The following is a 23,816-nucleotide window of genomic DNA, read 5'->3' as shown; positions in this document are numbered from 1 at the left end:
CATTATTATTATTATTATTATTATTATTATTAAGCTATAAATTTAGTTTGTATATTAATTAGATTCATATACACGTACATAATCTACGTACATCTTTGCAGGAAATTTTGTTGTGTTATCAGGTGATTTTGGCCAGTTTCCGCCTACAGCAACATTTAGTAATAAGAAAAATGGTTTGTGAAAAGCTTCATTATTTTTAATAGTATCATTTGGGATATAGTAGCTACTATTATTTAAGGACACAGGGCCTATTATAGCTGTGTTGTATAAAACATCATCTACATACCATTTAATATAAGAAGGAGTCCATTCTATTGCATAGACATGGTAATCTTCAACATTTTCTATAGATAATTTTGAACCAAAAGTATTTGGTCCATTATTATTCCAATGGATAGATCCATATATATCTTTTTGCTTACTAACATTCTCCATAATATCTATTTCGCCACAATATGGCCAGTCTTCATCGCCATTAAAGCTACTTCCAAGCATCCAAAAAGCTGGCCATATTCCTTGGTCGGATGGAAGTTTCATTCTAGCTTCAATTCTTCCATAAGTAAATTCTTGAAGTCCTTTAGATTTTAATCTAGCAGAAGTATATTGGCTATCACCAAAATTTTCTTTCTTTGCTTCTATTATTAAGTTACCATTTTCAATTCTTGAATTATCATTTCTGTTTGTATAATATTGCAATTCATTATTTCCCCATCCGCTATTACCTTTCCCAATATCATAGGTCCAATTATTAGTATTTATAGTGTCTCCATCAAATTCATCACTCCAGATAAGCTTCAAGCTATTATTTTTATTAGAATCGGCTATGTCATCAGCATATGTACAGTTTGTAAAAATAATTTGTGATGAAATAATTAGAACTGAGATTAGAATAGATTTAATGTTAAATTTCTTCATGTAATACCCTCCAAAGCACTTTTAGTATATGTTAATTATACATTATTAATCTCATATAAAATACATATTAAAGAAGATTTTTCTATGAACTTATTGTGTTGAACAGTGAACGTTGATAATATTAAGATGTTCAAAAAATGAACTCAAGAACAAATTAGGGGGATATGGTATGAATAAAATATTAAAAAGATTAATTACACTAGGAATGATAACAATTATTGGTAGTAGTTTTATAGGATGTGGAAGAAACACTAGTATTAATGCATCGAATGAAAACAATGCAAAGCAAGATGGAAAAATAGTTGTAGAATACTGGTATGGCCTTGGTGGAAAACTAGGTGAAAATATGGAAAGCATAATTAGTGATTTTAATAAATCACAAGATAAATACATAGTAAAAGGTGTAGCTCAAGAAGATTATGATACTACATTTAAAAATCTACAAGCTGCTATTGCAGGAAATAAAACTCCAGCATTAGTATTATTAGAAAGCGATAAAGTTAAAATTCTTTCAGATAAAGATTTGCTTTCAGATTTAAGCAAATGCACAACAAACGACTCAGATTATAATGATGAAAATTATTTAGAGTCATTTATGGATATAGTAAAAAAGGAAGACAAATTGATTGGATTTCCTGCGTATGGAACTACACAACTTTTATATTATGACAAGAAGAGTTTTGAAGATGCTGGAGTAAATCCAGAAGAAATTAAGACATGGATGGATCTTGCAAAAGCAGCAACAAAATTAACTAAAAAAGATGGTGATGAAGTAAAATTTTATGGATGGGAACCAATGTGGGGACCAGATAATTTAGTTGATGCATCATTAAGCAATGGTGGAAGCTTATTAAGTGAAGATGGAAAAACAGTAACTATTAATTCAGATGAATGGGTTGAAGTTTGGGAAAGCTTTAGAAAATGGATTCATGATGATAAAACTATGAAAATTCATTCATCTGGACAAGGTTGGGAGTATTGGTATGCAACAATAGATGATGTAGTTAAAGGTAAAGCAGCTGGATATACTGGATCATCAGGGGATCAAGGAGATTTAGATTTCACAAAACTTGGAGCAATGGAACAACCTGCATTTAAAGAAGGTAAGGAAGCTAAACCAGTAGCAGAAGGAAGATATTTTTCAGTTCCAGCAGGTGTTAATGAAGAACAGGTTCAAGGTGCATATGAATTTATAAAATATTTCACAAATCCTGAAGTAAGTGCTAAATGGTCAATAGCATCAGGATATATATCAGTTAATAAATTGAGTGCAGATACAGATGCTTTTAAGGATTATATTTCAAAAAATCCGCAAGCAGCATTCCCAACATCACAAGCATCACATGCTAGTTCTGTATTCAGTGACCCGACAGATGGTAAGATTTATGATGCTCTAAAAGTAGCAGCTGATAAAGTTGAAATAGAAAATGTGTCAGCTAAAGAAGCATTAGATGAAGCGCAAAAAATAGCACAAAAGGCTCTTTATAGTACCAATAAATAAGGGACGAAGAATCAGAGTTTAGTGGGAAATAACCGAAATTCAATATATGATATGCTCGATTGTAGGGAAATTTCAGATAAAAATTCTAATGGCAGAGGCTGCGTCCAAAAATGTTTGCTCCAAAAAGCAAGTGTTTGGACAAACAATTTTGGAACAGCCTCTGCCAAAGAATTTAAAAGCTGAAATTTCCAATACAATACTACGCCTATTCATATATTGAATTTCTTTGTTTTCTCTATAATCATAGAAATCCAACGCCTGCTAGTTATAATTTATGTTTTTAGGAATATTCAATGAGTAAAAATATAATTTTCAATCAATTGTAGTAATTTATGAAACTACTTAGAAAATCTCTGTAATGCCCAACAAATAAGAAAAGATCCGAATTGCAGCATAGCTGCTCTTCTTATAAGTGCACATTCTTAAGAAGTTATATTCTTATATTTATACCTTTTAAAAAATGATAAAATATTAACTTTTTTAATTTTTAACATGCATAAATAACTATTCTGTAATTAAAAAATTCATTTATTTACAAAAATAATATTTCTGTTGCTTTACTCTAAACTTAGTACGTACATTGTTTAAATTATACTTTGATAAAGAAAAAGCATGAACATATTGTATTGAACAATGAACGATGATAGTATTAAGATGTTCAAAAAATGAACTATAAGAAGAGCGGGTGAATTTTATGATTAATCAAAGCAGAGTTAATGGAAAGATAAAAAAAATACTAACTATTTTATTATTTGTTTTGCCAGCAGCAGTTCCTTTGAGTATATTTTGGATTTATCCTATGGTTAAATCCATATTTATAAGTTTTACTGATTGGGATTATATGAGCTCAATTTATAATATAGTTGGGTTAGATAATTATAAGGCATTAGCGTCAGATGAGATGTTTTATCAGGCATTAAAAAATACATTAGCATTTATGATAGGGACTGTAATACCAACAATAATCATAGGACTTGCTTTAGCTGTTCTATTAAAGAAATCAATAAAAGGTGGCGCTTTTTATAAAGCTATAATCTTTTCTCCATGGATTACGCCAACAGTTGCAATTTCAATAGTATGGTGTTGGATTTTTGAGCCAGAAACAGGACTTGCTAATTATATACTTCAACTATTAAGTCTACCTAAGTCACAATGGCTACAAAGTTCAAGTACAGCAATGGTTGGAGTAATTATAGTAACAGTATGGAAGCAAGTAGGATGGGCTATGGTTTTTTACTTAACAGCTTTAGAAAAGGTTCCGAAGAGTTTATATGAAGCATGTGATGTTGATGGAGCAAGTAAATGGAGAAAATTTAAAAGTATTACATTACCACTTATATCACCTACTACTTTCTTTTTAAGCATAATTTTAATGATAGATTCTCTTAAAGCTTATGATCAGATTAGAGTTTTGACTCAAGGAGGACCATCAGGAAGTACAAGAACAATTTTATATATGTATTATCAAACAGCATTTGAAAATTTTAATACAGGACAAGCTACAGCAATAGCAACTGTATTGTTAATTATTGTTGCAATACTAGCAATATTGCAATTTGGAGCATCAAAGAAATGGGTACATTATTAAATAATAAGGTGGGATTAAAATGGATATAACAACAAGTCCATTTAGGAATATTAAAGAAAATGAAGAAATCGAAGAATTATATATACCAAGAAAGAAAACTAACAAAGAAATAATATGTGAAAGTCTTAGGCATATTATGCTTATTTGTATAAGTATAGTTACTTTTTTTCCTTTCATATGGATGATGACTAGTTCATTAAAAACTAAAGATGAAATATTTCAATTTCCACCTAAATTATTACCACAGGTATTTAACTGGAGCAATTTTCTAGAAGTTTTCAAAGAAGCGCCTTTTGAAGTATATATTGGAAATAGTTTTTTTGTGGCAACAATAATTGTTGCTTTTCAAATAATAGGAAGTGCAATGATTGCATATGCACTTACTCAATTTAATTTTAAGGGGAGAAAAATATTATTTGCAATTATAATGGGGACATATATGCTGCCATCAGCAGCTACTTATGTACCGTGTTATATGATTTTGTCTAAAATTAATTTAATAGATACACTGACAGGAATTATAATTAGTAATCTTGGAAATGTATTTGGAATATTTCTAATGAGACAGGCTTTTTTGCAAATTAATAAAAGTCTAATTGAAGCTGCCAGAATAGATGGCGCTAGTCATTGGAAAATATTATGGAAGATAGTATTTCCATTAACTAAGCCTACATTTATTACTTTTGGACTAATAAGTTTTGTGACTTACTATAATGATTATATGTATCCTTCATTAATAACAAAGAGCCCAGAAAAGTTTTTGATTTCAGCTGGACTTAGACAATTCTTTATTCAAGGGGGAGCGTACGGAATCAAGTGGCCAGAAATAATGGCTGCAAGTACCATAACAGTTTTACCATTATTAATACTATTTTTAGTGGCTCAAAAGTGGTTTATGAAAGGTGTTGGTGATACTGGAGTTAAAGAATAATATAAATAAAATGCGAAGCATTTTATAATGATCAATTTTCAATGATCAATGCTTAATTATGGATGATTTTTTTGAAGAAAAATCTATAATATATAAAAATAGGAGCTTTAGGGATTTTGTCTAAAGCTCCTATTTTAGACGTTTAAAAACGGTTGATTTTGCAAAAGCAAAATCAATGAAATAATAAATTTCAAGAAAAACTGAAAGTTTTTCTACCTCCATTGATAAATGATAATTGACAATTGATCATTATAAGTTACTACGTCCCTTATTTATTTTAGGTGAAATTCTATTGTATTTTTCTATTTAAATAATTATTATGATATAATATAAACGGATATTTATGAAAATATGAAAGGCAGGATTTTTTATGGATTATAAAATAAGCGTAATAGTGCCTGTATATAAAGTAAGAGATAGAATTATCAGAACTTTGGAATCTTTAAAAGAACAAACTTTTAAGGAATTTGAAGTTCTATTTATTGATGATGGTTCACCAGATGACAGTAGTGAATTTGCAGATGCATATTTAAAAGATAGTGACGTTAATTATAGAATAATAAAAAAGAAAAATGGCGGAGTAAGTTCAGCAAGAAATCTTGGAATAAAAGAAGCTAAAGGTGAATATGTTCAATTTTTGGATTCAGATGATTACATAGATAAAAATATGTTATTAGATTTTTATACTAAACTTAAAGAGAAAGATCTTGATGTAATATATTCTTCATATGTTTTTGAAAATAATGATGGTACTCCAATAACTGATAATAAGAATGATTTAAAAGAAGGAATATATTCTGGTATAGAAAGTTCAATTGGATTAGCTTATGGAATCTCCTACACTCATATTATGGCAAATATGTTTAAAAGATCTTTACTTATAGAAAATAATATTGAATTTGATGAAAATAGAAAATTTGCAGAAGATATTTCATTTATGATAAAAACATATGCGCATTCTAAGAAGATATATTGCTTAAATAATATTTATGCTCATTATGTGAAGTGGGAGCAATCAGCCATGAATACTGTTTCTATAAATTATTTAGATGTTTACTATTCAAATATTGAAACGTTACAATACATAAGAGATAAAATAAAAAATTTAGAATTAGAAAAGGCTATAATTCAAAATAGAATTCCAGCCGGAATAGTAAATATTTTTGCAGCCTTTTGTGTTAAGGATGAATTGCGTGAAAAACTTTATGAATTTATAAATAAAAAAGAAGTACGAAATGCTTTAGGAAAATATAAAATGGTTAGATTTGAAAAAGATAGATTAAAATATTTAGTATTAAGTAAAATGATACTTATAAGTCCTAACGTTGTAGAAAAATATTATTTGAAAAAATAAATTCAATGCTAAATGAGCAATTCTTAATTATTGCTAATATGGTATACAGAGTTCAATTAATGACAATTTTGCAAAGCAAAATTTAAAAACAAATTTTAGAAATTCCATGAGCAAAAAGTGTTTAGTATGCGTAAAGAATTAAAATTTTAGAAATTCCCCATGGAATTTCAACATTAATTGATCATTGAGCATTGATAATTGATAATTAAAAAGTGAGGTTAATTTATGAATAAAAATTTATATAATGATGATGAATATGTTGATTTAGGGCTTAGAGATGCGCAAAAGTTAATGACAGAAATTTTAAAAGAAGTACATAAAATTTGTGAAAAACATAATATAAAATATTTTCTAGATGCCGGAACTTTAATTGGTGCAGTAAGACACAAGGGGTTTATTCCTTGGGATGATGATTTAGATATAGGAATGCTTAGGGAAGATTATAGAAAATTTTTAGAAATTGCAAAAAAAGAATTACCAGATAATTTATTTTTGCAAACATTTGATAGTGATGAAAATTATGATATATATCAAGTTCCGTGCAAGATAAGATATAATAATACATTATTTATACAAAAAGTAATTGCAGAAAATCCTGATATGCATAATGGAATATATATTGATGTTTTACCTTATGACAGTCTTCCCAAAAGTAAGCTTATTTATAAGATTCAAAGAAAAATCAGTAATAATATAATAAAAAGTTTTGTAAGAATGCGTGAAATGCCAGAAAAATTAACTTTAAAAAATAAAATAACTCATTCTATTTATAAAATAGTTGTGAATGTATTAAAAGATAAAGGCAGACAAAGATTATTTTATAAGTTAATCAAATGGAACGATGTAAATTCTCCTTACATGGCATATGGCGTTGATACACCTTGGGATGAATATATATATAAGAAGGAAGATTTTTTTGAGGTTAGTAAATTAGAGTTTGAAGGTGAATATTTTTATGCGCCTAAAAATCCAGATGCAATATTAACACAGTTATACGGAGATTATATGACCTTACCAAAGGAAGAAGAAAGACAATGGCATGCTAAAATAATTAAAGCTCATAAATCTTTAATTAATTAAGAGAATATTAATTAAGGATAATTAAAAATGAATATGAAAATTTACTTAATAAATATGACTATATATTGCATATAAAATGCAATGTGAGTATAATTCAAAGTAGTTATATAGTTTACAATTGACATTTGAAGTTATATATATGTATCTTGTTTATTTGGGATTAGTGTAATTTTTATTAAGCGTTAAAAATTTTAGATAATAAGTATAAATTTTAACTATAAACTGTCAATGATTAACTACCAGCTGATGAATAAGGAGCGTATGGCATTGATAAATGTATCTATAATTACTCCCGTATATAATGTAGAGAAATGCATTGAAAGAAATATAAAATCAATAATAAATCAAACAGATAAAAATTTTGAATTACTTCTTATAGATGATGGTTCTCCAGATAAAAGTATTGAAATTGCAGAAGGATTACTTAAAAATAGTGATATTAATTATAGAATAATAACACAAAAAAATTCTGGAGTAAGTGTTGCAAGAAATAAGGGGATAGAGGAAGCTAACGGTGAATACATAACATTTTTAGATTCGGATGACTATTTCCATGAAAACTTTATTGAGCATATGTATAATAAGGCTAGAGAAACAGAATGCGATATGGTTTTTTGTGATTATAGTGAAGTAAATTCTGAAGGTGATACTTTAGTTAAGAATAGAACAAACTATTTAGAAAATTACATAGATGGTAAGAGTGCTGCATTTAAGCAGTTAAGCGATGATATTACAATAGGGATGAGAAGTGCAATATATAAAGCTTCAATAATTAAAGAGAATAATTTGTTTTTTGATAGTAATAGAAAATATGGAGAAGATATGATCTTTATAGTAAAGGCTTTAATGCATTCAAAAAAAGTTATATCAGTAAATGAAGTATTGGCATATTATGTTATTTGGGAAAATTCAATAACACAAAATGTATCTTTAAAGCATTTAGACTGCTATAATTCATATGTTGATTTACTTGAATACGTAAGAAAAAGTGGAGAATATAAAGAAATTCAAAAATTCTTAGTTGAATTTAAAATTCCATACTCCATTTCACATATATTCTCTGTATTTTCAAGAAATAAAGATTTTTATGAAGCTTTATTTGAATTTTTAAATAAGACAGATGTTAAAAAGTATCTTGAGAATTATAAAATTCAAAGATTTGATAAAAATAATATAAGATACTTTATTCAGTGTAAAAGTATAAGATATTGTCCAAAACTAATGTTAAAGATATTTAATGTTTTAAGATAGAAAAATAATTATTATTTAATTGAACAATGATCGATGATTTAATTTATTCATTGTAGAGTGAGTAAGGAGTTCGTTATGAGGATTTGGAAAACACTAACTATTATGATAATTGATTTATTTATGGTTAATATGGCATACCTTTTTGCCATAAATATAACTCAGTTAGGTTCATTTACTGAAATTGCAGGAATTTACTCAAAAGATGTAGTAGTGTTAAGCTTAATATACTTAGTATGTTTCTATTTATTTAAAATGTATGATAGTTTATGGCACTTAACAGGTACTGATGAATTTTTGCTTGGAGTCGGAGGTAATATTCTAGCTAGTATATTAACTATAGCATATACTAGACTGTTTGGAGCAACAATACCATTAAATGTATGTGTAGTAGGTACATTGCTGGCAATTTTCTTTGTTTTAGGATACAGAATTCTTTATAGAGTCTATAGAAGAATCCTTTTATATGTACCATACAAATATTCAGCAGATCAGCAAAGAGTTATGGTTGTTGGGGCAGGTTCAGCAGGAACAATGATTATAAATGAAATACTTTCAAGAAGAGAGCTTAAGTATAATCCTATTGTTCTTATAGATGACGATAGAGATAAGCTTGGAAGAAGAATTTCTGGAATAAAAATAGAAGGTAATAGACATGATATTCCTTATATTGCAAAAGAACAGGAAATTGATTTGATATTAATTGCTATTCCTTCTCTTGATAATAAAAATAAAGCAGAAATAATAGATATATGTAAAGAAACAAACTGTAAGCTTAAAATTATACCAGGAATGTATGAAATAATTAATGGTGATGCTACGGTTAGTAGAATTAAAGATGTAGACTTAGAAGATTTACTTGGAAGAGATCCTATTCAGCTTGATAATAGAGGAATAGCAGAGTACATAGAAGGAAAGACTATTTTAGTTACTGGAGGCGGTGGATCTATAGGCTCAGAGCTGTGCAGACAAATCGCTGTATTTAATCCTAAAAAACTTATTATATTCGATATTTATGAAAATAATGCATATGATATACAAAATGAACTTAAAGATAGCTTCCCTGATCTAGAGCTTAAGGTACTTATTGGGTCTATTAGAGATAGAGATAGACTTCATGAAATATTTACGAAAAATAATATTGATGTTGTATTCCACGCAGCAGCACATAAGCATGTTCCTTTAATGGAAGATAGTCCAAAGGAAGCTATTAAAAATAATGTTTTTGGAACATTAAATTTAGCACTTGAAGCAAGTGAAGCCCAAATAGATAGGTTTGTAATGATATCTACAGATAAGGCAGTTAATCCAACTAATATAATGGGTGCAACTAAGCGATTATGTGAGATGATTATTCAAGCGGTAAATAAAGAATCAGAAACAGAATTTGTAGCAGTAAGATTTGGTAATGTTCTTGGAAGTAATGGTTCTGTAATTCCATTATTTAAAAGGCAGATTGCTAATGGAGGCCCTGTAACAGTTACTCATAAGAAAATAATAAGATATTTTATGCTTATTCCAGAGGCAGCTCAACTAGTGCTTCAAGCAGGAGCATTTGCTAAAGGTGGAGAAATATTTGTATTAGATATGGGTAAGCCTGTTAAAATATATGATTTAGCGTGTGATTTAATACGTCTTTCAGGTCTTGAACCTAACAGAGATATTAAAATAGTATTTACAGGATTAAGACCAGGAGAAAAATTATATGAAGAACTTTTAATGAGTGAAGAAGGCTTAGAAGACACAGTTCATAAAAAAATCCATGTAGGTAAACCAACATTTGAAGATATGAATAGTTTGACAATAAAGCTTGAACAATTACGTAAATTATTAGAAGTTGATGATATAAAAGAACTTAAACGACAGATGCAGTTAATAGTGCCAACATATCACTATAAAAACGAAGATGAGGTAGCTGCTGAAAATGCAGATAAGGAGTAAATATGACGAGAGAAAATAAATCTACAATAATATTATCATTAATTGTTTGTGGAATAGCTGCAATATTAGGAGTTTTGAATAAGAGTTATCTAGTTTCAGGAATGTATATAGGAACAGTTATTTTGGCAAGCATAATAATGAGAGAAAAAGAAATATATGATCAATTATATGCAATACTTTTAATTTCATTGTGTTATGATTATGTGTTACATGTGCCAGGAATAGAAAGTGTATATATGTTTCATATAGTTTTAGCTATATTTACATTAATGTCACTTTATAAATTTTTTAGAGAGCATGAAGTATGGGAAAATATTAATAAAGTTATATTATGTATTTTTGTAATATGGTTTATTTATATGTGTATAAGTGTAACATGGGCTTTAAATAAAAGTTTAGCAGTAAAATATATAGCAATATATATTATGATGTTTGCGTTTATAGTAGATTTAATGATCTATAACATAAATCGAAAAAGATTAGAAACTACAATTAAAGTTGTTTTGGGGATAATATCATTAACTGTATTAGTTGGATTTGTTGAAGTATTACTTGGACATCAGCTTCCAGTTAAGCATTATGCAGATTCATTTGAAAATTTATCACAATTACATAGAAATATGATTAATGCAAGACCAATAGCCTTTTCGTTTAATACAAATAACTTAGCAGCAACATTAGCTATTCTTTCTCCATTATGTTTTTATGCAATTTATAAATTCGAAAATATAATATTAAAAGTATGGTTCATAATAGTGTCTATTGCAGCTTTTGGCTTAATAGTTGTAACTACTTCAAGAACTGGGTCTTTTGCCTTTATATTTGGATTTATAGTTTATATAATATATTCAATATGCAGTATAAGACGATTAGGCGTAAAACAGATAATATTTCCACTTATATTAATAGGAGGATTTTATATAGCTTATAATTATAGTGGATACTTAGTAAAGGTTGCTCCAGTAGATGGAGAAAAAGTGGAAAATATTACACTTTCAGATAAAATTCATGCATTAGAAGAGATGCAATTTGAAGAAGGTGGAGAAGGATCTGTAAATGTAAGAGGAACAATAATAAAAGATGTACTAGTTGAAGGATTAATACATAATAAGAATTATTTAGGATATGGTGTAGGAAATGTTGAACAATATGTAAGAAATCAAGGAAATACAGGGACTGTATTCAGTCCTCATTGTTATCCAATTGAAATATTAGCTGACTTTGGTGTTCCAGGTGTAATATTATATGGAGTTTATTATTTATACTTATTAATATCTAATATAGTTATTGGAATACAGAAAAAAAGTGTAATGTGCTTTGCAGCAGTTTCTGGTCTTATAGCATTTGCACCAGCAAGTTTTGGACCAAGTTCAATAACATACGTATTTTCTTATTGGCTTTTAATTGCATTTCTATAGCGTGTATCAAGTTTATAGAAAAGAAGATACAGGTTCTTTTAATGGAACAACTTGCAAAATTTAAATTTTATTAAAATTAAGTAATGTTTCAAAGAAAATTTATATTCTTTGGAACATTTTCACAATAGATTATAATAAAATAAATGAATTTTGAATTAATATGGTTATCTTAAAAGATATTCATGGAATATTGATAGAATAATGGGGAATAGGATATGATTGAAGTAAAAGTGATTTAGAAATGTCATTAAAAAAAGATCTGGGTGAAAGGAATTATAGGAGATTGATAGATATGGTTATAGGAAAAGGGAGATAGCAGTTTATTTTTAGTTATTTCTATATTTTTTGTGACTACAAGTGGATTTAATAAGATCTGATTATAAAAGCAGAAAATTATAAAGGAGCCATCTAGTTCAAATAAAAATGATATTATTATTAATAAGAATAGAAAGAACTTTCAAGAAGAAGAAATTTTAAATCAAAAGCAAAAGGAATGTGGCTGATATGACATTGGAACAGAAAATAGAGTCAATTATTTGTTATAGAATTTAGAAGATGTAAATAATGGATTGGAAAACTATGGTCTTTACAGAATCTATAAAGAAAATATTAATAAATATAATGTTGGAGGAATAATATTATTTCAAAATAATGTAAAGAAAGAAGAACAAAATAAAATTATTGATAAACAATATTAAAGATAATGAAGTAATATACCTTCTAATTTATTTCAGTAGATGAAGAAAGGTGGTCATTTGATTATTAAGATTATCTGATATACCACATCAATGAATTTATAAATTTGAGAAATATAGCTGATATAGGAGAAAGAAAAGAGACTAGGGAATGGAATAAATTATGAAATGTATAAAGGAGTACAATTATATTAGGAAAGAGATACATAAGACTTGGTTTTAAGTTAGATTTTTCCAATAGCTGATGTTATTACAAATCCAGATAGTAGAGATAGGAAGAGAGGCATTTGGTCTGAAAATTATATTCCTGGGGTGCCTAAATATGGTAAAAGCTGGTTATAAAGGACTACAAGAAAATAAATGTTTCAAATAGATTAAAACATTTCCAGGACACTTTTGTTATATTTTCTTTAGATCAGAGGCAAATTAATAATAGATTTTCTTACACAAACTTTACAGAAGGTATAGAAAAAAAGTTGAGAATTTTTTGCCTTTTATATCAGGAATGAAGAGGAATTAGTGGATTTTATAATGATATCTCATATTTCTGCACCTAATGTGACAGGATAATACTCCTTCTTCATTATCTAAAACAATAATAACTGATTTTTTAAGAAAGAACTTATGATATGAGAGAAATATTGTTACTACTGGTGCGCTTAATTAATAACCAAGAGAAGCCATATCGCTATTATTACCAAAAGATGCAATAATAGCGAAAGTCAATGCAGGCGCAGATGTAGCTATGACACAGATTTTCAAGATGTATTAATTTATTTAAAAATGAATGCGTAAAAAGGAAATGGAGACTGTTCAGGGCTTGTTCCTGAGAAAGAGAATAAATAAATAAATGAATCTTAGATTTTAAAACGAAACCACATAAAAAAATAAAGAAATATAATTTCAAATTAAAACTATTTAATCCAATAGTGGGAAGGAGGGAAAAAATTAATCAGAAAATAATTCAAAGAGGAAAAATCACAAAAAGAATTCATTATTAATATTACAGTTAGCGAAAATAATTCCATCCAAGTGAATTTCAAGATTAAGTCTACAACTATTCAAAGTCTTAAGAAGAAAAGCTTGGAAAGGCTGGCACATCTGACTTTGTATCCAGAAAACTAAAAGGGTATATACTTTTTTCTAAAAGGCTAATATCAACACGGATGTAATAAAAGGAAGTCAAATTTTGAACTAGAGTCATTTTAGGCCGTAAGTTAGAGAGAACTATCACTTTCTAATGTAAAAGAAATTGTGGGAGAATTAGCATATAGTTAAAAGTATGAAAATGAATAAATTATATAGAGTTATACAGCGGAGTGCTGAATTTAAGTTTTATTTGTATTTAGAGATCCCAAAGATGGGTAGAAAGTAATGATTTTGTGTTAGATCACTATTCTGTTTTGTATCCTAAAGGGGACAGGGGAATAATATAGCGGATAGTCCAGGTAGGGAATGGTAATAAATAATGTGAATGGGATGTATACTAGTTTTATTAAGTACATATCCCACATTTCATAAATTATATTAGCCTAAGTATTTTCTATTATATCAGTAATGAAGTTAGAGGAGATCTCCATTACCAAGAAGCGGATGCTGGAGAACCGGTAGGATTAAGGTTTTCAATTGCATCTAGTATTTTTGTTCAGATCCTTGTGTGTTTTTATGGGATTTATTATGGAACAACTATATATTACATGAGATTTGCGACTGTTTTCAATCCATTTCTGTTTCATTATCATTTGTAATGCATGGTTTCTTTAAAGAGTAGAAAAGGATTCTTTTAGAAATCCGTTTTGCTTCTCTGTTACAATTTTTGTAAATTTTTTTGAGAGAAATCATTTCCTAAGTACCCAACAGGATTAATTATTTTAATCTTGTAGGTCAAATAAGTTTAGAAATTATATTCATTTATAAATTTTTGGTTCTAGAATTTGAAGTGGCAATATTATTTTTTTTTGCAAGATTCACTCAAAGCACTATTATTGAGTTAATCTTTCAGTGCTGTTTTGTATTTTCAATCTATGTATAGTTGATAAAAATGGCTTTTAGGAACCCAAAATCTAATTTTTTGTGTTATGCTTAGAGCGGATCTTTTGCTAAATTTGTTTAAATGGATTAATGGAGGGATCATACGCAACATCTCAGTGGATATGAAACACCTTTTGTTATTAATTTCTTTAGATAAATTATCAATTGATGAGTTTGTGTTGAGATTTACAGATAATGGAGATTAAGTGTTGATAGTGTTGAGTAAGTCCTGTTTGTTCCTCAGGCATTTGCCGTATTAAAGCTTCTAAGTCCTGCTTCGACGCAAATAAATTGCAACTGGAATTAATAGCACTTGGAATAATTATTGGACCCATACTAAAGTTGAATTTGTATCACCATATGAACTAAAACCATCTGGTTTAATCTTTTTAAAAATATAAATTAAAGGAATAGTGCGTACTGCTTCCTGTTTGATAAGCCGGGATAACAGTTAGAAGAACCAATGCATAAATTATAGTCAGGTTTGGAATTATAAATAAGAGCTGAATTCTTAAAAGAGATATCAGACATATTATTATTATAGAGAATCCTTGACCACTATGTGACTAATATTTAGAAAGGATATTACCATAATCTTCTTACTTTGTGTTTGGAGCTGCTTGGTGATTTAATAAGCTGTAGTCCTGAATTGCACCTATGATTAGTTAAATATTTCCTTAAGAGATTGCCTATATGCTTAAGTTTTTACTTAATAAATATAAAGATGTTTATCATATATACTGACAAAGCACCAACATAAAATGGGGACGTAGAGAAGCATGGTTTAGTGGATGACAATGTATTACAGAATTCAATATATGATATGCTCTTGTGTAGGAAAATTTGGAGTTAAAAAAAAAATTCACAGACAGAGGCTGTGCCCAAAATGTTGCTGGAAATTTGAAGGCAACAGCAATTATTTGATGGAAACAATTTTTAAAGAACAGCCTCTAATCCTAAATTAATAACTCAAATTTTCAATCCAAACTCTATATATTCATATAGTAATTTCTTTATTTTTTTTAAAATAATAATTAGATATCTAATTTTTTTTTAGCTATAATTTATGTTTTACAGGAATATTTCATGCCCCTAAAAATATATTTTTTCAATCACTTATAATGAATTTATGGACTTCACTTACATCCCCTGCATTACCCATTAAATAATGAAAGTTCCAAATTGCAGCATAATAGCTGCTCTTTATAGCAAATAATACTTGGTGAGGTACAGACTTGGCAATTATAAGCCGCTATTCATCTAATGATGAATAGGTTTCATATTGAGTGCACATTCTTAAGAATATATCCCTTATATTTATAAATTTATACTTTTAAAAATGATAAAAATATTAAATGCTTAAATCTTTAGCATCTATAAATAGCTATTCCCTTGAATTTAAAAGGAAATGTATTTATGTATAGCAACAATGCGTACCACACTCTATTATTTATATGGAAACAAAGAAATGAAGCGCTTATGCAAATGGAGGTATCAATGCATTTTTTTTTTTAAAATGGCCTTTAAAATTGTTCATGTAGAAATTTCATACAATTGTTTGTCCAATTTTACATTCAGATGAAACACATTTATTAAGAGTACAATATCTCGTGTTTAAAGAAATGTTAATTTTATGTAAAAAATTTTACATAAGAGCTTTATTCAATTATTCAATCTAAACTTTCTGCATCCATATTTATATATTTGAATTTTTAAATTAATAAAAGGTAGGAAAATCGGATTTACAATATTAATCTGAGTTAATACCTGGACCAGTATGGACACCAAGCATGGGAGCTGGTATCCACCTAAATTATTTTATTCAACTAAATTATCACTTAATCTTTTATTGGCCATAAAGCACCAAGTTGTGCTTTATCACACGAGCATTAAGATCCATGATCAAACTTTTGCATAAATAGCTATATCTGGCATGTATGAGGTTTTTTTTTTTTTTTTAGTAATGATGCTAATTTTTTGATGTAAGTTATATTAATACCTTTATTTTATTAAACTTACTATGATATATTGTATCAATTACCTACTGTAATTATAGGAAATTTAAGTTAAGAACCTTGGCTATAGTGCCAGAACCTTTCCGATTCTGCCTCCTTTAATTGGAGTACCTCTAAATGTTTCCATAGAAGAAGATAAATCGGGTTTATATTTAATAAAAGTAGGAAGGAATTTTTATGGATTTGGATTAAAGGTCTCCATAATTTATCATATTTAAACACAAAATTTATTGCACCCTGGGACGACAGCAGGTGTATCATGGGAATCAAGGACAAAGTATTAATCTCAGGAACACTTTGTAGCGAAGATAATCTTGCTGGAGTTAAAACTACCAAGATAGACCGCTTGGAATTATAGTGTGTATTGCGTAGCCATAGCCGTTTTTTTATTGCAGTTTTTAAAGGCAGAGCTATAGGAGTATATTTTAAAGACTTGGAGAGTTAGTGGAACCTTTCTTTTAATAAAAAAATCATAAAGAGTATCAGAATTGATGTCAACACAAAATATTATATTTCTTTATCTGAAAATATGACCTTAAAGAAATTTTAATCAGTAAAATGTGTATTAAGTTTTGCAAATCTTGCTTTATATCAAACTTCTGTCAACTATTGAAAAATGCTATTTTCTCCATGTATAAATCCTCCAAATATATTATAATTGGATACAAATGTATAAAAGTTGTAGAAATAACAATTATCAATGATGATATAGTTATCAATATTATTAACTATAAAATTATTTTTTCATAATTATAATAAATTAGTTATGCTTTAAAAGAGTATATTATATTGTTTATATAATGAAATATATGAAGTATATAATTAAAGTAAGGTTTATTAATAAAGAAGGTTAAAAGCATTGTATGTAGAAGTAGATATTAAATTAGATTATATAAGTAATGTAAAATACAAGTAGTTATGGGGATGAGATGATGGAAAGAAAATAAAATAAAATGGAAAAATAATGCAGTACTTTAGATGAGTATCTGCCAAAATTGTATGCCTTATAGATAAAGTCCTCGTATGAAATAAAGCATTTTAAATAGTATAGAAATTTACAGAAGCAGTATGAAAGATACCGGAACATAAAAGGCATTATGGAAATAATGGCATGAGATATACAGTATATAATTTATATGAGATTTAAATTTAATATAAAAGGGATCTATCTCAACTAAATATGGAACAAAGATGAGTATTTCCAGAAGCAATAAAAAATATTATTGTATTTAAAAGGAAAATAACATACAGTATATGAGATATTTCTTTAGATGATATGATAAGACAGATGGAAATAGAAGTTGAAGTATTAATAGAAAGAAGATCCAAGTAATAGAAATATAGGAAGTCAATTAGAGTCGAAAAAAATACTTAACATGGACTAAATTTAATAATTTTACAATGGGAGAAATAATAAATATTTTATCTTAAAAGCAGATGTGGCCATTTAGAGTGGGTAGGTGCAGTAAGACTAAGTAAAAGAAATGCAATGGCTTAGTTTAAAGATAAATCCTTGGGATAGTAAGGTTGATAGGTAGAGAGAAGGAAGTGCCAGTTATCTTATAGGGTGAATATAGATTTAAGAGATAGGAAGTAATAAGAACTAAAAAAATGGGAAACATGGTTTATTGATTTTGCTAATGTTGATGGATTTAGATTAGATTTATTTAATTCAATAAAGCATATTTAATTACTTCTTAATGTATTTAATATCTATACTAAGAAAGAAAGTGGAATTGATTATTTTCCAGTAGGTGAGTGTTGGAACTCAGACATAAAATGTAGCACTAAAATGCATAGACAGAAAGAGCAGGACATAGAGAATTTTCATTGTTTGATGTACCATTGCATTTAGCACAGTGCATGAAGAGTAATGGAAACTACGATATGTAATATATTAGAAAGGAACTTTGTAATGGAAAATCCTTGCAAGCTGTGTTACATTTAGCAGAAAATCACGATACCCAAGTTAGACCAATCAACTACAGTCAGATGTATTAGAATGGGTTTTAAGCCAATGGATAGCCATTAGTAAAATGGAGACAAAGAAGGATATCCATGTATGTATTTTATAGGGATTATTATGGAACTAAAATAATAAATCAAAAAATTAGAAATAAATTAGATATACTTTTAAAATGAGAAATATAAATAAATTGGAAAATAAAATGAGATTATTTTCTTTTATTATTTTAAAACAATATAATTGGATGGACAAGAGGAAATTTAATTGATTATGAATATAGAGATTCAGTAATTTACTGTGTACTATTTAATGGTATGAGGTGGAAATAAAAGAATGTATATAGAAACAGTTTTCAGGAAAAATATTTTACATTGCATAGGGAGGCATAAGGGAAGGATTTTAATAGATGAAGTAGAAGGATATGGATATTTTTCATGTTGATGGAGGAAATGTTTCTTTTGGATAAAAAAACATAAGAAAGTTTGAACACAGAGATTTTTATGTCATTGATTATCCACAAATTATTTGTGTTAAATTTTTTTATAGAAAAGTGAGTGAAATCTCTAGACATTTATTATGAGTTTATTTTCAGCCAGCCTAGCCCATCATTTATATAAATTTTAAATTTTTTCTCTGTGATATAATTGTAAGTTAAAGATTAAAATAAAGATGTATTTTAATTATAGAATGAAATATTTATACTAAAATCTAAGTAGGAGCTATGGAATAGAAGTAGACTTTTAATTAAAGAGGAGAAATTATAAATGTCAATATCTTAAGTTATTAATTGATTAATAGAGGTTCTGATTATGATGGAGATGGAATTTAGACCATATTATGAGAATGAGGAAAGTATAGGATATAATGTAAGCTATACTTGGAGCAGATTTTCCTTGCCAAGAAAAGAGAATCAGTTGTACAACTAAGATTTTCAAGAAGAAATAATAGATGGAATTACATATGTAGGTAAAAACACCCAGAATACAAAGAGTAGCAGGTAGGAAAATAAAAGAACATATCTATGGATTTATATAGAGTGAGATACAATTATAAAAGATAGCAGATAAATATAAACCAGATGCAGTTACTTAAGCATCATCAACATATCCATTAGATATATATCAGAACATAAAATTGAAAAAGATGTAAATGCTAAATTATGTTTTAGGATACATGATTTATAGTACATTAAATCAATAAGAGTGGAGGCTTTTCAGAAAAGAACCCATTAACAATAATTTATGCTTAAAATAGGCAGAGATTTTGAATTTTAAAATTCAGATGTTATAGTTTCCAATGCTTGAATTTGGATAAAAATATATAAAGAAAAGAGAGTTAATACAGATAAAGTTGTTTATATTTCCAAATGGAATAATGAAAAATGAAATGATGAGGAAAAAAATCCACCTAAGGAAAAGAAAATAGAAAGATTATAAAATTAAAAGAAAGAATGATATAAAAAATTTCAAATAGGATATATACAGGGAAATCACATCACATGCTAATGTAGATACATTAATTGATGCAGGAAAAGGAATTTTCTACAAAGATGAAAGGTTAATATATAATAGAGTAGCAAATGCTAAAGATGAAAAACTTATTGAATATGGGTAAAATCTAATAAATATAAAATAATGTAGAATTTTTTTAAATCCAATAATAAAGGATAATCTGGATAATGCTCTTCAATTTATTAGATTTATGTTTTCTAAGTTTAAGAAAAAAATTTATTTAATTATAAGGTAAGTTATAAATAAAATATTTGATTAAGAGGATGGCTGCAAGACCAGTAATATATGCTGTTGAGGCTTCAAATGATCCAGTAAAGATTGTAGGTGTGGAATAGAGATTCCCCAGAACAGAGATCCAAAGCCCAGTAAAAAGAAGCTGTAAATTAAAAGGTAAAATTTAACAGATTTAATTTTAAAAAAAAGAAATGGGATAAAGAAAAGAATATATTTTAAAAATAATATATACCATCCATTAGCAGAGAAAAAAATTGGATTAAATGCACTTAAAATAAATTGCAGAAAAATTTTATAAGATATATTTAACAGAGTAATTAAGAGATATTTGATATAACTGCTTCAGGACTTAAAAGAATAATAGTATTGGACTATCCCCATGCAGTTATAATTGCTTTGAAATTATAAAAAAGGAATATGATGAGTTGAATATTTTTTAAAATTTTAAATAAAATAGTAGAGAGAAAAACCGAAAAACTTTGAAATGCCAAATATAGAACAATGAAGTGAGTGGATACAGAAGAATTAGGGCGTCAAATTACAGTTAGAGTAGTAATAGTTATAACTAAAATAGGTAGATTTTTAAGAAAATAATCCATTAAGATGAACTTACCATGAATGTGCCAACTTATCAATGTTTTAAAGAGCTGGCGTATGCTTAATTGGACCAAAATTTAGAAGTTCAAGATATGTTAGAAATGTACTAATGAAAGAACAAAGAAAAGTTTTAGATGTTAAATAGAGGGATAACAGATTTAGCATCAATAAGATATAGGGATTAAAATGAACTATTAGGTACTATCAGAGGATCCAGATGAGTATATATATAAATACTAAAATTAACAGATAACATCTGGCTTTGAATCTAGAATATATAAATAAGAGCAATGTATTTTTGATGTTATATACTTCCAAACAATGATTTAAAATGCATTTAGTCAATTCACAATTCAAGATGCTAATTCTGAGAATTAATGTAGAGAAATCCTGCCAAAGTTTCATCACTAATTAATGAATTGTAGATGAATTATGAATTGTATAGAAAGGGATTGATAAGATGAAAAAATTAAAAGATTTACCATAATTAGTTTTTATATTCACTTTCACTTGGAATTCTCTAAAATATCTTATAAAGAAAGTAGAGCTTTAGTAAATAATAAAGGAAGAAGTAAGATTAGTTTACTCACGTGCTGATGTATTTTAGAAAAGGCTGGAAACAAAAGAGGCGAATACATAGAATCCATGAATCTGGGTCAGAAAGTGTAATGTACATATACTGATTATAAAAGAAATGATTAGAAAAATCAGATTTAGATGTTATTACAATAGCTTCTACAGAGAGATTGGGTATCATGCAGAAATTGCCATATATATATAGAGCATAAAATAAACACTTTAATAGAAAACCACAAAGTATTTATTGAGTGATGCTAGTAGAATGAAAAGTTAAATTTCTAAAAGAAATGAGGATATTTAAATTTTGTATATGCCATAAAATGGATTTTAATAGTAGTCACAAAATTAAGAGAGCTATGGGAAATAGGTGGGAGATTTGGCAAATTAGTAAAACAGGTACTGCAAGAATACTTTGGAATGAAATATAGGATACTAGCAAAACCAAGCCTACATGAAGCACTTGGAAACTTTAGATGGAGTGGAACATTAATAAATCAATGAATTAATAATATAGATTCTACTTCAATGGATGATGGGCGGAAGTGGAAAGGTATATGCTAGATGTGATATAAAAATTTCTTAAGAGATAATAGAGTAGAAGATTTTGAGTGCTATACTAATAAGATTTAAAATGGAGCCAATTGGAATTATTTGAAGGAGTTATAAGATGTATATTTATCAAAACCTTGAAAGGGCATTAAAGCATTTTTTAGTAAGAATGGAGCGAAGTAGCTATTGGAGAGTCTTGCCAACAATGAACTTGAAACATGGGAGATTCAAGAAGGCATATATCATGAAGAAGAAATATAAAAGAAATGAAATGTTAAGATAGATAAATATTTATGGGAAAAGGTCAAACACCATTATTTAAAACATTTAATTTATGCTTTAAATGATGATAATCTAAAGGGAACCACTTGTATTTGAAGAGAGTAAAAAAAGAAATATCAATTATACTTGCAGCATATAAAGAAGCAATTAAAAAAGGAATGGATATTTCAATTCCATTTAAAGATTTCAAAAAAATATATGATATGGAGAAAGATTTATTTAAAGGAAAAGAATAGAATTTAGAAAATAATAAAATTATTTAAACATGCATACATTTTAAAATGTATATACGTTTTATATAATAATTTATATAGAACTTTTAAAGCAATTATCTATATTTGTAGAGTTTTTTAGGTCTGTATAAATTGACATATTAATGTACAACAATTGTTGGAATGAATAAAACAAAATCCATCATTGTAGGCAATTATAAGCAAATCAATAATTGGAATTAATTTTAATTTCTAAGGATACTAAATATTAATGATGTATATATCCAATGCATTACAGGATTTTGGTATTATTTGGACACTTATTTAATAAGACTTGTTACTATTAATGTAATTTGCTACAGGATATAATATATTTAGTATTGGACCAATATTGATACTATCTTATCATTTCCAGATTTGCCCTAATAGTACATATTATAGAAATAGCTTAAGTGTTTTATTAAATTTATATAAGTTTTTCCATTGGATATTTCTTCAAAGGGTCAGCACCTTAACTATTATAATAATCCAATTGAGTTGTTAAACAAGCAGACCTACAGCGATACCAATTATTATAGTTCCAAATCTTCAAATCAGGAATGCTCTTTGGGATAAATAAAGTAGGCTTTTTTTAGTCAGTTCCTTTTTATTTCATTAAAGTAGCGCTGTTTTTTGGGCTTTATAAGAACATTAAAGCCTCCGCTGAAACAAAATAGGAGGACCTTCTGTTCCTAAAATGCACTTGATTTGTGGTCATGCTAGAAGTGCACTTCTTTTTTGGATGGCCTTTTCTATTATTTTCTTTTACTTTGCAATCATAGAAACCAAATAATGAAATCCAGCTCAAGCATCCATTGTTTGATATCCCTCAATTAGTCAGATGATAATGCAGAGTATAATTGAAGTAATAGTTGGTTAATATAATAGGAAATAAGAGATTCCTTTGCACATATAAATGCTAAGTATTATCAATAGTAATGGGAGTTAAATATTTACCAATAGTATCTATAACAGATGATTTTTTTAGAACAAAAGGAAATAGATTAATTCTAGAAGTATATAATCACAAGCCAAGTTAGTACTTGGCCTATATTTGGGAATGTGCAGGCTTATTGTACTAATATGTGCTTGCAGCTGTTCTAGGGATTGCAAGCATTGAATATATGGAT

Annotated in this window: 10 protein-coding genes; 9 read left to right on the top strand and 1 reads right to left on the bottom strand. The window is 27.6% G+C overall.

Going from position 1 to position 23,816, the window contains the following annotated elements; genetic code table 11:
• Positions 1-54: 54 nt before the first annotated feature.
• On the bottom strand, positions 55-915 hold the full coding sequence (locus CNEONATNEC86_RS18620) for a glycoside hydrolase family 16 protein (RefSeq protein ID WP_159136610.1): 861 nt from the start codon (positions 913-915) through the stop codon (positions 55-57).
• 169 nt (positions 916-1,084) lie between these two features.
• On the opposite strand from CNEONATNEC86_RS18620, the gene CNEONATNEC86_RS18615 reads away from it, so the two are divergent.
• The 9 genes from CNEONATNEC86_RS18615 to CNEONATNEC86_RS18575 all read left to right on the top strand — a co-directional run bounded on the left by CNEONATNEC86_RS18615 (position 1,085) and on the right by CNEONATNEC86_RS18575 (position 22,671).
• Complete coding sequence (locus CNEONATNEC86_RS18615) at positions 1,085-2,416, top strand: ABC transporter substrate-binding protein (RefSeq protein ID WP_159136609.1); 1,332 nt, start codon at positions 1,085-1,087, stop codon at positions 2,414-2,416.
• Between the two features lie 694 nt (positions 2,417-3,110).
• A complete protein-coding gene (locus CNEONATNEC86_RS18610; RefSeq protein ID WP_058296638.1) occupies positions 3,111-4,004 on the top strand; it encodes a carbohydrate ABC transporter permease in 894 nt (297 codons plus the stop codon).
• A gap of 19 nt (positions 4,005-4,023) precedes the next feature.
• Positions 4,024-4,935: a carbohydrate ABC transporter permease gene (locus CNEONATNEC86_RS18605; protein ID WP_159116957.1), complete on the top strand. Its 912-nt coding sequence runs from the start codon at positions 4,024-4,026 to the stop codon at positions 4,933-4,935.
• A gap of 370 nt (positions 4,936-5,305) precedes the next feature.
• Positions 5,306-6,289: a glycosyltransferase family 2 protein gene (locus tag CNEONATNEC86_RS18600; RefSeq protein WP_159136608.1), complete on the top strand. Its 984-nt coding sequence runs from the start codon at positions 5,306-5,308 to the stop codon at positions 6,287-6,289.
• A 225-nt stretch (positions 6,290-6,514) separates the two neighbouring features.
• Positions 6,515-7,369, top strand: a complete 855-nt coding sequence (locus tag CNEONATNEC86_RS18595; RefSeq protein ID WP_159136607.1) for a LicD family protein — start codon at positions 6,515-6,517, stop codon at positions 7,367-7,369.
• A gap of 267 nt (positions 7,370-7,636) precedes the next feature.
• Positions 7,637-8,620 (top strand): glycosyltransferase family 2 protein, encoded by a 984-nt coding sequence (locus tag CNEONATNEC86_RS18590; protein ID WP_159136606.1) that lies wholly within the window; start codon positions 7,637-7,639, stop codon positions 8,618-8,620.
• A 75-nt stretch (positions 8,621-8,695) separates the two neighbouring features.
• Positions 8,696-10,558, top strand: a complete 1,863-nt coding sequence (locus CNEONATNEC86_RS18585) for a polysaccharide biosynthesis protein (RefSeq protein WP_159136605.1) — start codon at positions 8,696-8,698, stop codon at positions 10,556-10,558.
• Between the two features lie 2 nt (positions 10,559-10,560).
• Entirely contained in the window at positions 10,561-11,976 is a 1,416-nt protein-coding gene (locus CNEONATNEC86_RS18580) for an O-antigen ligase family protein (RefSeq protein WP_159136604.1), read from the top strand.
• 10,551 nt (positions 11,977-22,527) lie between these two features.
• Positions 22,528-22,671, top strand: a complete 144-nt coding sequence (locus CNEONATNEC86_RS18575) for a hypothetical protein (protein WP_159136603.1) — start codon at positions 22,528-22,530, stop codon at positions 22,669-22,671.
• The last annotated feature ends 1,145 nt before the right edge of the window (positions 22,672-23,816 follow it).

Source organism: Clostridium neonatale (assembly GCF_900465025.1).
In the GTDB taxonomy this organism is placed as follows: domain Bacteria; phylum Bacillota; class Clostridia; order Clostridiales; family Clostridiaceae; genus Clostridium; species Clostridium neonatale.
Note: the sequence above shows the minus strand (reverse complement) of the source record. Positions and strands in the feature narration are given on the sequence as shown.